The sequence below is a fragment of the Gordonia terrae genome, assembly GCF_001698225.1.
Taxonomy (GTDB): Bacteria; Actinomycetota; Actinomycetes; order Mycobacteriales; family Mycobacteriaceae; genus Gordonia; species Gordonia terrae.
Map to the genome: position 1 here is coordinate 4,027,455 of NZ_CP016594.1, position 13,267 is coordinate 4,040,721.

A 13,267-nucleotide genomic window follows, 5' to 3' on the forward strand; every position below is an offset into this window, starting at 1 on the left:
CGGTTTCCGCCGGGGGCCGTACGGCAGGATGGACGGGTGGCAGCTCTCAACACCCATGTCTTCGGCAGCGGTCCTGCGGTTCTCGCCATCCACGGGCTCACCGGCCACGGCCGTCGCTGGGCAGCGCTGGCCGACCACCTCCCCGGTGTCCGGCTCGTCGCACCGGACCTGATCGGTCATGGCCGGTCACCGTGGCGCCCGCCGTGGAGCATCGAACACCAGGTGCGGGCGCTGTCGGCGGTGATCGACGACCACATCCCCGCCGACGAGCAGCCGGTCGTCGTCGTGGGGCACTCGTTCGGCGGCGCGCTGGCGCTGCACCTGGCCAACCGCCGCCCGGACGCGGTCAAGGGCCTGGTGCTGCTCGATCCCGCGCAGGGCCTCGACCCCGAGTTCGCGCTCGAGGTGGCCACCGACAGTCTCGACAACTGGGACTACGCCGACGCCGACGCCGCGCGCTCGGCGAAACGTGCCGAGGGCTGGGCGGCCGTTCCCGACGCGCTCATGGAGAGCGAGCTCGCCGAGCACCTCGTCCCCCGGCCGCGAGGGCGGGTCGGCTGGCGGGTCAGCGCCCCGGCCGCCGCGGCGTCGTGGAGCGAGATGGCAAGACCCGCAGTGCTTCCGCCACCCGGCACACCAACCCATGTGGTGGTCGCCGATCAGGTCCAGCCGCCGTTCGTGCGGCCGGCCTTCCTGGATGCCTGCGCAAGCGAACGCGGCACCGAGGTCACCGTCCACCACGCCGACTGCGGGCACATGGTGCCGTTCCTCGAACCCGGGCTCAGCGCCACCCTCATCCGATCGCTGCTGTAGCGCGGATCATCCACGCGGCTCGCCGAGTCGGGCCCGACGAGAACGACGGGAGGTCTGCGTCGATGGCGGCCATCACCGAAGAGCAGGTGGAACAGGTCCGCGCACTGGTGTCGGCGATCCCGGTGGGGCAGGTGAGCACCTACGGCGACCTGGCCGTGGCAGCCGGATTGTCCAGCCCCCGGATCGTCGGCTGGATCATGCGGACCGACACCGCCGACCTGCCCTGGCACCGCGTGGTACCCGCCGGCGGCCGGCCGGCGCCTCACCTCGCGACCCGGCAGCTGGAACGCCTACGGGCGGAGGGCGTTCCGATCACCGACGGGCGGATCCGACTGCGGGAGTGCCGCTGGGACCCCTCCGCCTGAGGGGTTGCCTACCTCAGACGCGCCGCAGCGGTCCGCCGATACGGACTGATCGCCGCGCGCATCCGCGTCACGATCAGGTCGACGATCCGCGGGTCCGGCCCCAACGGTGCGGCCACCGCGTCCGCACCGTAGGTGTTCAACCGCTGGTGGAACAGGCCCGGTGCGAGGAGGTGGCTCGCGATCACGACCCGGCGACCCGTTCGCCGCGCTCGTTCGACGGCGTCGGGCACACTGGGCGTCGCTGTCGTGATGAACCCGACCTCGACCCGCCCGCCGATGAGCGATTCCAGCTGCCGGGCCGCGAGATGCACCTGGCCACAGGCACTCTCGTCCGACGAGCCGGCAGCGGCGAGCACGACCGCGTCGCCCGGCTCCCAGCCCGCTTCGGCCAGGCGGAGTCGCGCGACCGCGGCGATGGCCGGGTCGGGTCCGAGCGCCCGGGTGACCACGGTGTCCTCCCGGCCGGCGGCCGCGACGTGTTCGGGTAGGTCCTTGCGGACGTGATAGCCCGAGGCGAGGAACGCCGGGACCAGGACGGCGGGGCGTTCCAGGTCGGCGATGACCTCGCTCGGCGTGGGCCCGAGGACGTCGACGAACGCGGTACGGGTGAGACCGATCCGGTCGCTGACGGCCTCGGCGATCTGGGCGATGACCGAGACCCCGTGGGGATTGCGGGTCCCGTGCGCGACCAGGACCGGGCTGTACCCCTGTAGACGGTCGCCGTGCGGAAGCCGCACATGGTTGTCGTGCATGTGTTCTCGCTCCTTCCTCACTCGTCTTCGGCGTCGTACTCGAGGTCGACGGCGAGTCGGTAGCCCCGTTTGACCACGGTCTGCACCATCTTCGAATCCCCCAGCGCGGCACGGAGTCGCGCGACGGCGACCTCGACCGCATGGGTGTCGGAGCTGTCCCCGGGCAACCCCGCGAGCAGCTCCTGGCGGGAGACCACGCGGCCGGGATTACGGGCCAGCAGCTTGAGCAGGAGAAGACTCGTCGCCGACATCTCGCGGAGCTCGCCGTCGACCACCACGGCCTGTCCGCGGATGGCGGTGTCGTGACCGGCGACCCGCAGCAGATGGCTGCGGCGCGGCAGTTCGTCGGTGATCAGCCGCGCCAGCGCACCGAGGCGGAACCGGCGCGGGTAGATCGTGGGGATCTGCAGTGCCTCCAGCGGACTGGCGGTCACCGAGCCCACACACATGACCGGCACCGCGGTCCGCAACGCATGGACGAACTGCTGCAGCTTGCCCAGCTCCTTGGCGCGGGTCAGGATCGATGCCGCCGCCGGCGCACTGGTGAAGGTGATCGCATCGAGATCGCCGCGGAGCACCGCCGCGATCATCTTGTCGATGCGCGCCACGTCGGGATGCATGTTCCAGCGGTACACCGGGATGGGCACCACCTCCGCACCGGCGGCGCGGAGCACCGTGCAGAAGTCCGGCAGCGGCTCCCATTCGCTGGTGGCGCCGTGCAACTGCACGGCGATCCGCACGCCCTCGACGCCCTCCTCCAGCAACCGGTCGAGCACCTCCGAGGAGGACTCGCTCTCCGGCGACCACTCCTCGCGCAGACCCGCCGCCCGGATCGCACCCTTGGCCTTCGGGCCGCGGGCGATCAACCGGCTCGCGGACAGCGCCCGCAACACGGCTTCGGCGTTGCCCCAGCCGTCGGCGGCCTCGACCCATCCGCGGAACCCGATGCCGGTCGTCGCGACCATCACCTCCGGCGGGTTCCCGATCAGTTCCTCGGTCACCCGCTCGAGCTCGGTGTCGTCGACCAGCGGCAGGATGCGGATGGTCGGGGCGTGCATCACCTCGGCACCGCGTCGTTCCAGCAACACCGCGAACTCTTCGGCGCGCCGGGCCGCGGTGATGCCAATGGTGAATCCGGCGAGCGGCAGCGGATCCGCTCCCGGGGGGCCTGAGCCGGCGGGGTCTGCACCGGTGGGGGTCATGGTGTTCACGCCGGGAAGTACACCTCGACGATGCGGTTGCTCACGCGTACTCCGTAGCTCGGGACCGACACCGTCTCGTCGTCAAGGCAGAGTCCGGTCCGGAGCGCGAAGACCTGCTTGCCCAGCGGCGAGGCGACGGTGGGTTCTCCCCCGCGATCGCCGGTGAGGCCCCGCGACAGAACCGCGGCACGGCCGAACGGATCGATGTTGCCGATGGCGTACAGCCGGGAGCGGCCCGGTGCCGCCTCGCGGTCCGACTCGGCCGCGGGCAGCCGGAACAGGGCGGCCTGGACGCCGTCGGGACCGAGCACGGCGACCCCGCGTCCGACGATCAGATCGTCGATGGAACAGGCGCGCACCCAACTCCCCTCGCGCACCCCGACGGCGGTACCGGTGGGTGTGGTCTCTGCGGACATGGTGTCGGCCTCCCCTGGCGCGATGGTCATGTGGGCACTCCTTCTCTCACCGGTGCGGTGCTCGACGCTCCCGGGCTCGACACGTCCGCTCCCGGGCGGACCGACGGCATGTCGAGCAACACCGGCGCCTTCCGTTCGTAGTCGGCGAACCGGATGGTCGGGTCGACGACATCCGGCGCGTTCACGAACGAGACGAACCGCTTGAGCTTGTCCTCGTCGGCGAGTACCGCCGCCCACTCGTCCTGATAGCCGCCGACGTGGCGGGCCATCGCGTCCTCGAGTTCGGCGGCGAGGCCGAGGCTGTCCTCGCAGACGACGTCCTTCAGATGGTCGAGGCCACCTTCGAGCGACTCCAGCCACGGCGCTGTGCGCTGCAGTCGATCGGCGGTTCGGATGTAGAACATGAGGTACCGATCAATGTAGGCGACGAGGGTCTCGTCATCCACTCCGCTGGCGAGCAGGACCGCGTGCTTCGGGCTCTGGCCGCCGTTGCCGCCCACGTACAGGTTCCAGCCGTGCTCGGTGGCGATCACGCCGACGTCCTTGCCCCGGGCCTCGGCGCATTCACGGGCACACCCCGACACCCCGAACTTGATCTTGTGAGGCGAGCGCAGACCCCGATATCGCTTCTCCAGCAGCACTGCCATGCCGACCGAGTCCTGCACGCCGTACCGGCACCACGTCGAACCGACGCAGCTCTTCACCGTCCGCAGACTCTTGCCGTACGCCTGGCCCGATTCCATCCCGGCGTCGACGAGGCGCCGCCAGATCTCGGGCAGCTGGTCGACGCGCGCCCCGAACAGGTCGATGCGCTGGCCACCGGTGACCTTGGTGTACAGCCCGAAGTCGCGGGCGATCTCGCCGATGACGATCAGCTGTTCGGGGGTGACCTCGCCGCCGGGCATCCGCGGCACCACCGAGTACGACCCGTTCTTCTGCATGTTCGCCAAGAAGTGGTCGTTGGTGTCCTGCAGCGCGGCCTGCTCGCCGTCGAGGATGTGCTCGCTGGAGGTCGACGCCAGGATCGACGCGACCGTCGGCTTGCAGATCTCGCATCCCTGGCCGGTGCCGTATCGCTCGATCAGTTCGGAGAACGTCCGGATGCCCGTGACCGCGACGATCTCGAACAGTTCGGCGCGCGACTGGGCGAAGTGATCGCACAGCGACTTGCTCAGTTCGACCCCCGACGCGGCGAGCAGCTGCTTGATGCTGGGCAGGCAGCCGCCGCACGTGGTGCCGGCCGAGGTGCAGCCCTTGACCGCGGCGATGTCGCACGCCCCGTCGGCGATCGCCGAGCAGATCGAACCCTTGGAAACCCCGTTGCACGAGCAGATCTCCGCGTCGTCGGGCAGTGCGTCCATACCGACCGCCGCACCGCCGTCGGGTGCGATGAGCGCCGCCGGGTCGCCCGGGATCTCCCGGCCGACCATCGGCTTGAGCATGGCGTAGGCCGATGCGTCGCCGACGAGGATGCCGCCGAGAAGCGTCTTCGCGTCGTCGCTCACGACGATCTTGGCGTACCTGCCGGCGACGGCGTCGTGATAGGTGATCTCGAGCGCGTTCGCGGTGGCGCCGAATGCATCCCCGAAGCTGGCGACATCGACGCCGAGGAGCTTGAGCTTGGTGGACAGGTCGGCACCGGGGAACTCCGACGTGCCGCCGAGCAGACGGTCGGCGACCACCTCGGCGGTCGAGTACCCGGGGGCGACGAGGCCGTAGCAGCGGCCCTCCACGGCCGCGACCTCGCCGATGGCATAGATGTTCTCGTCATCGGTGACACAACCGGTGTCGACGAGCACGCCGCCCCGCTCACCCACCGCCAGTCCCGATTCCCGCGCCAGCTGATCGCGCGGCCGGACACCCGCCGAGAAGACGACCAGCGAGGCGTCGATCGTGGATTCGTCGGACAGCGTCACCCGCAGGCCACCGCCTTCGGCGTCGGCGATCTCCGATGTCCCGACCCCGGTGTGGACCTCGAGTCCGAGATCGGTCACCAGGTTCTTCAGGATCGCGCCACCGCCCTCGTCGACCTGCATCGGCATCAGGCGCGGGGCGAACTCCACCACGTGCGGGGTCATCCCCATGAGCTTGAGGGCGTTGGCCGCCTCGAGCCCGAGCAGTCCACCGCCGACGACGACGCCGGTCGCCCCGGGACCGGCCGCCTCGGCCGCGGCCCGGATGTCGTCGAGGTCGTCGAGGGTGCGGTAGACGAAGCACCGGTCGTTGTCGTGCCCGGGAACCGGCGGGACGAAGGCGTAGGAACCGGTCGCGAGAACCACGGCGTCGTAGTCGATCTCCCGGCCGCCCGAGGTGACGACCCGCCGCGCCTCGCGGTCGATGCCGGTGACGGTCTCCCCGAGATGCGTCACCACGTGGTCGTCGCCGGCGTACGTGTTGCCCTCGAGTGCGAGTGAATCCCTCAGCCAGGCACCGACATACGAGGACAACCCCACCCGGTCGTACGCCGGGTCGATCTCCTCGCTGACGATCTCGATCCGCCACCGGTCGGTCGCGTCACGCGCGCGGAGCGCCTGCACGAAGCGGTGACCGACCATGCCGTGGCCCACCACCACCACTGTCTTGGTTGTGCGCGTTGCGGTTTCGCTGTTCACTGCTCTTGACTCCCTTGCCTCGCCGGACCCGTGCGGATCAGGCCAGCGCTTCGTTGGTTGCCTGCTTGTCGGTGCCCTCGGACGCGACACCGGTCGGTGCGCCCTCGTCGCCGGTGGAAGCCCCACCCTCCGGGGTGCCGGCCACCGACAGATCGGTGGTCTCCGCGAGGACGATCGGGCGTCGGGCGTAGAACCACCAGGTCACGACCGCCGCCAGGACGTAGAAGAGCATGAACACCCAGAAGGCCATCGTCGCCGACTTGTTGGTCTGATAGCTGGCCCGCAGCACCAGGTTGATACCCACGCCGCCGAGACCTCCTGCTGCCCCGGCGATCCCGATGAGAGCGCCGGACATGCTCCGCGACCACTTCGTCTTGCCGAGTGAGTTCAGTCCACTCTGCGTCCGCGCCTTGTGCTCCCAGATGGTCGGGATGATCTTGTACACCGACCCGTTGGCCAGGCCCGACAGCAGGAACAGCAGGATGAAGCCGATGATGAAGGCCGTCAACGTGGCGCCGGTGATCGTCTTGCCGTTGTTGTCGGCGATCGTGCCGGCGACGACGAGGATCGCCGCGGAGAAGACCATCGCGATGAAGGTGTACAGCGTCACCTTGCCACCACCCACGCGATCGGCCAGCTTCCCGCCGTAGGGGCGGATGACCGACCCCAGCAGCGGGCCGATCCACACGATCTGCGCTGCCGCCAGCGCCGGCTTCGCCACTCCGGCCTCGGTGAAACTGATGTTGAGGACCTGGCCGAAGGCGAACCCGAAGCCGATGAAGGAACCGAACGTGCCGATGTAGAGCAGGCAGATGAGCCACGTGTCGCGGTACTTGAGGCAGTCGATCATCGCCCGACCGCTGGCCGTCTGGTGGTCCAGGTTGTCCATGTAGATGGCGGCACCGATGCCGGCGACAGCCAGGGCGACGAGGTAGATGGCGCACACGATCTCCGGCTGGTCGGCGAAGAGCCAGATGACCAGCAGACCGATGACCTGGACGACCGGCACGCCGATGTTGCCGCCGCCCGCATTGAGGCCCAGGGCCCAACCCTTGAGCCGCTGCGGGTAGAAGGCGTTGATGTTGGTCATCGACGACGCGAAGTTGCCGCCACCGAAACCGGTGATGGCCGCGACGGCGAGAAACCAGCCGAACCCGAACTCGCCCGGGTTCATCATCAGCATCATCGTCAGCCCGGTGGGGATGAGCAGCACGACGGCGGAGAAGATCGCCCAGTTGCGCCCGCCGAACCGGGCGGTGGCCTGGGTGTAGGGGATCCGCAGGCAGGAACCGACCAGGGTCGCGGTGGCGGCGATGACGAACTTCTGGTCCATGCTGATGCCGTACTCGGGGCCCATGAACAGGGCCATCACCGAGAAGAGCGACCAGATCGAGAAGCCGACGTGCTCGCAGATCACCGACCAGATCAGATTGCGTTTGGCGATCGCGGCGTTGCCGTTGTCCCAGGCGACCCGATCCTCGGGATCCCAGTCGGTGATGGTGTGGTCGCGTTTCAGGTTGGCTGTGAGGTCTGCGAATGCCAAGGCTCCGCCTCCGATGGTTGCTGGTCTACGTGGTGTCACTGCCGTGCACGGGGCCGGACGTGCAGTGGTGGCTGTCGTGGAAGACGCCGACACCGATGTCGTGCGACTCGAGACCAAGTGTGGAGGGGGTGTGTTGCGCGGATTTTCCGCGAGGTGACCGCATGGTCACGTTGTCCTCACTCCGTCAAAACGACGGTGTGAGAACCCTGTCAGCTCTGAATCAGGGCTGTGAACTGCGGTTATACGAGCAAACGTACATGTTCGACGACTCGCTGCAACCCGGGCAGTGCGCCCGAGGTCGACCGCGGGTGCAGGGCGTGGACGGCCAGCCGGAACATCGTCGCCCGCAGCATCATCTGCGGCCACTCGGGCTGATCGGACCAGCGCTGGATGAGCTCGGTGTCGGCACCGCCCCAGGCGAGGGCGTCGACCACCGCGACCGCCGCAGCCCACGGCGCGGGCCGCCAATACGGGACGATGTCGGTGATGCCGGGGGCCGCGGCCCCCGCGAACAGAACCGTGCCGAAGAGGTCACCGTGCACGACCTGAGATGGCAGATCCACCGGTTTGCGAAGCTTCGCAAGGGTTTTCAGCATGTCGACGCTCTGCACGCCGTCCGGCGCGGTCGGTTCGGCCATCCCCGCGGCACGGGCCGATCGCAACGGCACCTCTTCCCACGCGGCGCGGTCGGCGGCGGTGAAGACATCGACATCGGTGTGCGGCGGGGCCGGCGGCTGGAGCAGGAACCGGGGCCGTTCGAGCGAGGCGGTCGCCTCGTGCAGGCGGTCGGCGACCAGCACGACCTCGTCGTGCCTGGGTTCGGGGGTTCCTGCGATGTAGGTGTCCGCCCGCCACCCGGACACCACGTACCGCCCGTCGGTGGCGCGGAAGGGACGCGCGATGCGCATGCCCTCGACGAACAGGGACTCCCGCACCGACGCCGACCACGCCGCACGCGCGTGGTCGGGAACCAGGGACAGCACGACTTCGCCGACACGCCACCCGCCGACCCACGATTCCCCCATCGCGATGGGCGGGTGGGCGGTGAGCCCGAACGTGTTCAACACATGTTCGGGCGGCTCGACGGTGTTCACGTTGGCCAGATTACCGAGCGCGGTTGCCCGGTCACGGAAGGCACGCGGCAGCCATCACGCGCAGACGGCCGGGATCAGTAGACCGGAAGCGTCTTGTCGACCTGGTTGGCCCACGCGGTCACGCCGCCCTGCAGGTGGGTCGCGTCGGCGAACCCGGCTCGCTTGAGCGCGGCCAGTGCCTCCGCGGAACGGATACCGGTCTTGCAGTACAGGACCGTGGGGCGGTCGTGGGGTACCTGCGCGAGCCCCTCACCGGAGAGGATGTCGCCCTTGGGCACGAGTGTGGCGCCGTCGATGCGGACGATGTCCCATTCGACGGGCTCCCGGACGTCGATGATCGCCAGCTTCTCCCCGGCGTCGATCTTCGACTTGAGTTCGACGGCGGTCAGCGTCGACCCCGCCGCAGCATCGGACGCCTCGGAGGAGACGACGCCGCAGAAGTCGTCGTAGTCGATGAGGCCGGCGATGCGTTCGCCTTCCGGGTCCTTGCGGATCTTGATGGTCCGGTAGGTCATGTCCAGCGCGTCGTACACCATGAGACGGCCGAGGAGGGGTTCGCCGATCCCGCAGATCAGCTTGATCGCCTCGGTGCCCATGATCGAGCCGATCGAGGCGCACAGGATGCCGAGGACGCCGCCCTCGGCGCACGACGGCACCATCCCGGGCGGCGGCGCCTGCGGGTAGAGATCGCGGTAGTTGAGCCCGCGACCGTCGGGGGCGTCCTCCCAGAAGACCGACGCCTGACCCTCGAATCGGTAGATCGACCCCCACACGTAGGGCTTGTGCGCGAGGACCGCGGCGTCGTTCACCAGGTACCGGGTCGCGAAGTTGTCGGTGCCGTCGAGGATGAGGTCGTACTGCGAGAACAGTTCGATCGCACCCTCGGGCTCGAGCCGCTGGTCATGCAGGTTGACGGTGACGAACGGATTGATCTCCAGGATGGAGTCCCGCGCGCTCTCGGCCTTGGGCCGCCCGATGTCGGACTGGCCGTGGATGACCTGGCGCTGCAGGTTCGATTCGTCGACGATGTCGAACTCGACGATGCCGATCGTGCCGACCCCGGCCGCGGCGAGATACAGCAGTGTCGGCGAGCCCAGTCCGCCGGCGCCGATCACCAACACCTTGGCGTTCTTCAGACGCTTCTGACCGTCCATGCCCACGTCGGGGATGATCAGGTGACGGCTGTAGCGGGCCACCTCTTCGTTGCTCAGTTCCGCGGCCGGTTCCACCAGCGGCGGCAGCGACCCAGTGGGCGACCCTTGCGACGACACGAACGCCTCCATTGTTCAGGCTGACTACGGACTCCTGACACAACGGCAGAGCTCGCGGCCGCATTCCCTCAGCGGGTGGGGAACGGCCACGGGTTGGGCCGGCACACGAAGGTGCGGTTGGCCTTCATCTGCGGGTCGAGGGCCATGATCTCGGCGTTCGCGACGCCGAAGGACTGCTGCATCATGATCGGCGCGAGCGCGCCGTCCTCGCGGCACGCCTCGTGGGATTCATAGCCGATGCCGTGCCCGACCTCGTGATTGATGAGGTACTGCCGGTAGGCGACGTCGTCACCTTGATACGACAGGGCCCCGCGCACCCAGCGCGCCTCGTTGAGCGTGACCCGGGCCTGCGGCGGGTAGTAGCACGACGTCTCCAGCCGGATCTGGTAGCCGCAGAGCTCACGGGTGGTGCCGGTGGAGGTGAGGCTGATGCGCAGGTCGGGCTCGCCACGGTCGACCCTGCGGAAGGACACCCGTCCGTCGCCGATCCAGCTGCGCGGGTTGGCCAGCGTGGTGTCGACCATCTTCGCGAAGGTCGGGTCACCGCCGTAGTCCTGCGGGTCGAGACCGTTCTCGACCTCGACCGTGTAGGTGTAGACCTGACCGCCGGTACCGACGGGCGGACCGCCTCCGCGCAGCACCCGGAAGGTCTTGCGGGCCCGCTCGGTGAACGGGCCACCCTGCGGCAGCGTGCCGGCCGGCAGCGCGGCCGCCTGGATGTCGCCGGTCGGCGCTCCGATCGGGCGGGTCTCCTTGCTGATGTCGGTGTTGCGCGCCGCGGAGTCGGGGCTGGCGGCAGCAGCCGGTTCGAGCGCATCGGTGCGGCCGTCCCGGACGGTGACGACGATGAGCGCGATCGTCAGGATCGAGAGCACCGGGATGGCGTACGCGCGCCAGCCGTAGGTCGAGACGAACCGCCCGAGAGCGGACTGCTTCTTGTATTCCGGCTGTGCATCGCGGTCGACGCGGGGACGTCCGCTGTCGTCGGTCGGGTCCCAGCGCGCTCGAAGCGGCTGGTCCGGTCTGGGGCGTCCCGACGATCTCGGGCCGACGTCCTTGGCACGCACCCGGCCGCGATCGGGCTCGGGGCCACCGTCCTCAGTGCGGCTCACCGGTCAACTTTCTCACAGCAGACCACCGATACTGCGCAGGAAGCTCCCCCGAGTACTCTCTTGGGCATGTCGACCGCAACCAATGCATCCGCCGTGCCTGGACGCAGCACCCGCCTGCCGCGCAGCGCACGACGTATGCAGTTGCTCGACGCGGCCAGTGAGATCTTCGTCGAACGCGGCTACCACGCCGCCGGCATGGATGAGATCGCAGTGCACGCGGGCGTGAGCAAACCCGTTCTGTATCAACACTTCCCGTCCAAACTCGACCTGTACATCGCGGTCGTCGATTCGCACGCCGAGAAGCTGGTCAGCGACGTCAACACCGCTCTGCGGACGACGACGGACAACCGCCGGCGCGTGCGCGCAGCGGTCCAGGCGTTCTTCGATTTCATCGACCAGGACAACTCGGGTTACCGGCTGATCTTCTCCTCCGACGCCTCCGACCCCGCGGTCATCCGGCGGGTGGAGGGTGCCACCGAGGCGTGTGTCGACGCGGTCTACGGACTGGTCATGCACGACTCCGGTCTCGATCCCTATCGCTCACGCATGCTGGCGTCGGGACTCGTCGGCGCCAGTCAGGTCAACGCGCGCTACTGGCTCGAGGCCAAGCGGCCCGTCGACAAGCAGACCGCCGTCGACACCACGGTCGCGCTGCTGTGGGGCGGGTTGTCCCACTTCCCGCGTCAGACGGCTGCGGCCGAGGCGCAGCCTGCGGGCGCCGAGTCCGAGGGTGTGACCGGCGCCGGGAGCGAAGCGAGCGGGCCGACCATGACCGGCGCCGGGAGCGAAGCGAGCGGGCCGGCCATGACCGGCACTGCCTGAATCCACTCGTACACATGAGAAGAGGCCTGTACGCCATCGGCGTACAGGCCTCTTTCTCGTCGATCTACGCGCTCGGGTGTCTCGTCAGGAACCGAACCCCACGCGCCGGTTCTCCGATGCCCCCACCTCGACATAGGCGATCTTGGTGACGGGGATGAGGTAGCGCGCGCCCTTGTCGTCCACGAGGGACAGCAGTTGCTGCTTTCCACCCAATGCCGCCTCGACCTCGGCGAAGGCCTTGTCGCTGGTCAGGGTCGACGCGATGGTCAGCTCCCGCGGGCTGTCGGTGATGCCGATCTTCACTTCCACGGCCATGTGCCGCCCTCCTCGGTGTCTAACAACGCTTGCCGCACAAGGCTAGTGCAGCAGCTGCACGGCGGGACAGGCACTCCGCTGAGAGCGAAACGCGCCGGCGGCAATCGCGGAGGTCAGGTGCGACTCAAGCGAGTCCGAGGTCGGCCATCCGATCGGCGTGTTTGCCGGCGACGACGTCGAAGAATCCCGCGACACCGGTGAGCGAACTCGCGCCGGCGAAGAGCAGATCGGTGACCTCTTCCTCGGCGGCGAGGACCCACTGTGCATGTGTGATGGCCTCGCCGAGCAGCCGGCGGCCCCACAGCACGAGTGCCGACTTGATGGACGGATCGGCCTCGACCGCAGCCCGTACCTGGTCCCGGGCGAACTCCGAGTTGGCGGTTTCCGACATCACCTCGGCCATCACCGCTTGCGAGTCCGGGGGCAGCATGTCGGAGAGTTCCGCGTAGAAGTCGGCCGCCAGACCGTCGCCGACGTACGCCTTGACGAGCGCTTCGTACCAGGTCTTCGGCGTGGTCGCGCGGTGGTACTGGTCGAACACCGAACGGTAGCGCTCGACGGCCTCTGCCGCCCCGAGGCCGGTCATCGCCTCCACGCGCTCGGCGAGGCGGTCGAAGTGGCCGACCTCCGAGGCGGCCATGCGGGCGATCGCGATCCGACTGGGCACGTCCGGCGCCATGGCCGACTCCTCGATGAGCCGGTGGAAGGCGGCGAACTCGCCGGCAAGCAGCACGGCGAACAGCTTCCCGATGGCCGAATCCTGCATCACGGCCGACACCACCGTGGTGGACGTCGCAGCTGACGGGATCGACTCGGACGGGTCGGGTGCAGGCGCCATGAGGTGATGGTAGCGGGCCGCCGCCGGGCACCAAGTACACTCGACGGCGGTGCACTCCGACGGGACCCCCCGTCGCTTGCCCGCTGAGCTGCGCGGCCGCGCGTGCTCGCCG

Annotated in this window: 13 protein-coding genes; 3 read left to right on the forward strand and 10 right to left on the reverse strand. The window is 69.0% G+C overall.

What is annotated here, in order from left to right; all coding sequences use genetic code 11:
- Positions 1-36: 36 nt before the first annotated feature.
- Positions 37-813 (forward strand): alpha/beta fold hydrolase, encoded by a 777-nt coding sequence (locus tag BCM27_RS18095; protein ID WP_033206056.1) that lies wholly within the window; start codon positions 37-39, stop codon positions 811-813.
- A gap of 62 nt (positions 814-875) precedes the next feature.
- The gene (locus BCM27_RS18100; protein WP_004023432.1) at positions 876-1,178 is read left to right on the forward strand and encodes an MGMT family protein; all 303 of its coding nucleotides are present in this window, start codon (positions 876-878) and stop codon (positions 1,176-1,178) included.
- 8 nt (positions 1,179-1,186) lie between these two features.
- Here BCM27_RS18100 and BCM27_RS18105 read toward each other — a convergent pair whose 3' ends face one another.
- The 8 genes from BCM27_RS18105 to BCM27_RS18140 form a co-directional block, all read right to left on the reverse strand.
- Positions 1,187-1,930 carry a sirohydrochlorin chelatase gene (locus BCM27_RS18105; RefSeq protein WP_004023433.1) on the reverse strand — a complete coding sequence of 248 codons (744 nt, stop codon included), beginning with the start codon at positions 1,928-1,930 and terminating at the stop codon, positions 1,187-1,189.
- A 17-nt stretch (positions 1,931-1,947) separates the two neighbouring features.
- The gene (locus BCM27_RS18110) at positions 1,948-3,132 is read right to left on the reverse strand and encodes a uroporphyrinogen-III synthase (protein ID WP_033206084.1); all 1,185 of its coding nucleotides are present in this window, start codon (positions 3,130-3,132) and stop codon (positions 1,948-1,950) included.
- A gap of 5 nt (positions 3,133-3,137) precedes the next feature.
- The gene (gene nirD, locus BCM27_RS18115) at positions 3,138-3,578 is read right to left on the reverse strand and encodes a nitrite reductase small subunit NirD (RefSeq protein WP_004023435.1); all 441 of its coding nucleotides are present in this window, start codon (positions 3,576-3,578) and stop codon (positions 3,138-3,140) included.
- A complete protein-coding gene (nirB, locus tag BCM27_RS18120) occupies positions 3,575-6,160 on the reverse strand; it encodes a nitrite reductase large subunit NirB (RefSeq protein WP_004023436.1) in 2,586 nt (861 codons plus the stop codon). The genes nirD and nirB overlap by 4 nt, the downstream gene beginning before the upstream one ends.
- Positions 6,161-6,197: 37 nt before the next feature.
- Positions 6,198-7,703, reverse strand: a complete 1,506-nt coding sequence (locus BCM27_RS18125; protein WP_004023437.1) for a nitrate/nitrite transporter — start codon at positions 7,701-7,703, stop codon at positions 6,198-6,200.
- Between the two features lie 239 nt (positions 7,704-7,942).
- Positions 7,943-8,797 (reverse strand): TIGR02569 family protein, encoded by an 855-nt coding sequence (locus BCM27_RS18130; RefSeq protein ID WP_004023438.1) that lies wholly within the window; start codon positions 8,795-8,797, stop codon positions 7,943-7,945.
- A gap of 74 nt (positions 8,798-8,871) precedes the next feature.
- Positions 8,872-10,080: an adenylyltransferase/sulfurtransferase MoeZ gene (gene moeZ, locus BCM27_RS18135; RefSeq protein ID WP_004023439.1), complete on the reverse strand. Its 1,209-nt coding sequence runs from the start codon at positions 10,078-10,080 to the stop codon at positions 8,872-8,874.
- Between the two features lie 56 nt (positions 10,081-10,136).
- Positions 10,137-11,180, reverse strand: a complete 1,044-nt coding sequence (locus tag BCM27_RS18140) for a DUF3152 domain-containing protein (protein ID WP_004023440.1) — start codon at positions 11,178-11,180, stop codon at positions 10,137-10,139.
- A gap of 66 nt (positions 11,181-11,246) precedes the next feature.
- Between BCM27_RS18140 and BCM27_RS18145 the strand changes: the two genes are divergently transcribed.
- A complete protein-coding gene (locus tag BCM27_RS18145; RefSeq protein WP_051987175.1) occupies positions 11,247-12,002 on the forward strand; it encodes an HTH-type transcriptional activator FasR in 756 nt (251 codons plus the stop codon).
- A gap of 84 nt (positions 12,003-12,086) precedes the next feature.
- Here BCM27_RS18145 and BCM27_RS18150 read toward each other — a convergent pair whose 3' ends face one another.
- Together BCM27_RS18150 and BCM27_RS18155 are read right to left on the reverse strand one after the other, a co-directional pair.
- Positions 12,087-12,317 (reverse strand): DUF3107 domain-containing protein, encoded by a 231-nt coding sequence (locus tag BCM27_RS18150; protein ID WP_004023442.1) that lies wholly within the window; start codon positions 12,315-12,317, stop codon positions 12,087-12,089.
- Between the two features lie 124 nt (positions 12,318-12,441).
- Complete coding sequence (locus BCM27_RS18155) at positions 12,442-13,155, reverse strand: ferritin-like fold-containing protein (RefSeq protein ID WP_033206061.1); 714 nt, start codon at positions 13,153-13,155, stop codon at positions 12,442-12,444.
- Positions 13,156-13,267 lie beyond the last annotated feature (112 nt).

What these genes read in the sequence shown, in the direction of transcription:
- BCM27_RS18100 (WP_004023432.1), top strand. Translation starts at nt 876, where the DNA reads ATGGCGGCCATCACCGAAGAGCAGGTGGAACAGGTCCGCGCACTGGTG.
- BCM27_RS18105 (WP_004023433.1), bottom strand. Translation starts at nt 1,930, where the DNA reads ATGCACGACAACCATGTGCGGCTTCCGCACGGCGACCGTCTACAGGGG.
- BCM27_RS18110 (WP_033206084.1), bottom strand. Translation starts at nt 3,132, where the DNA reads ATGACCCCCACCGGTGCAGACCCCGCCGGCTCAGGCCCCCCGGGAGCG.
- nirD (WP_004023435.1), bottom strand. Translation starts at nt 3,578, where the DNA reads ATGACCATCGCGCCAGGGGAGGCCGACACCATGTCCGCAGAGACCACA.
- moeZ (WP_004023439.1), bottom strand. Translation starts at nt 10,080, where the DNA reads ATGGAGGCGTTCGTGTCGTCGCAAGGGTCGCCCACTGGGTCGCTGCCG.
- BCM27_RS18145 (WP_051987175.1), top strand. Translation starts at nt 11,247, where the DNA reads ATGTCGACCGCAACCAATGCATCCGCCGTGCCTGGACGCAGCACCCGC.
- BCM27_RS18150 (WP_004023442.1), bottom strand. Translation starts at nt 12,317, where the DNA reads ATGGCCGTGGAAGTGAAGATCGGCATCACCGACAGCCCGCGGGAGCTG.
- BCM27_RS18155 (WP_033206061.1), bottom strand. Translation starts at nt 13,155, where the DNA reads ATGGCGCCTGCACCCGACCCGTCCGAGTCGATCCCGTCAGCTGCGACG.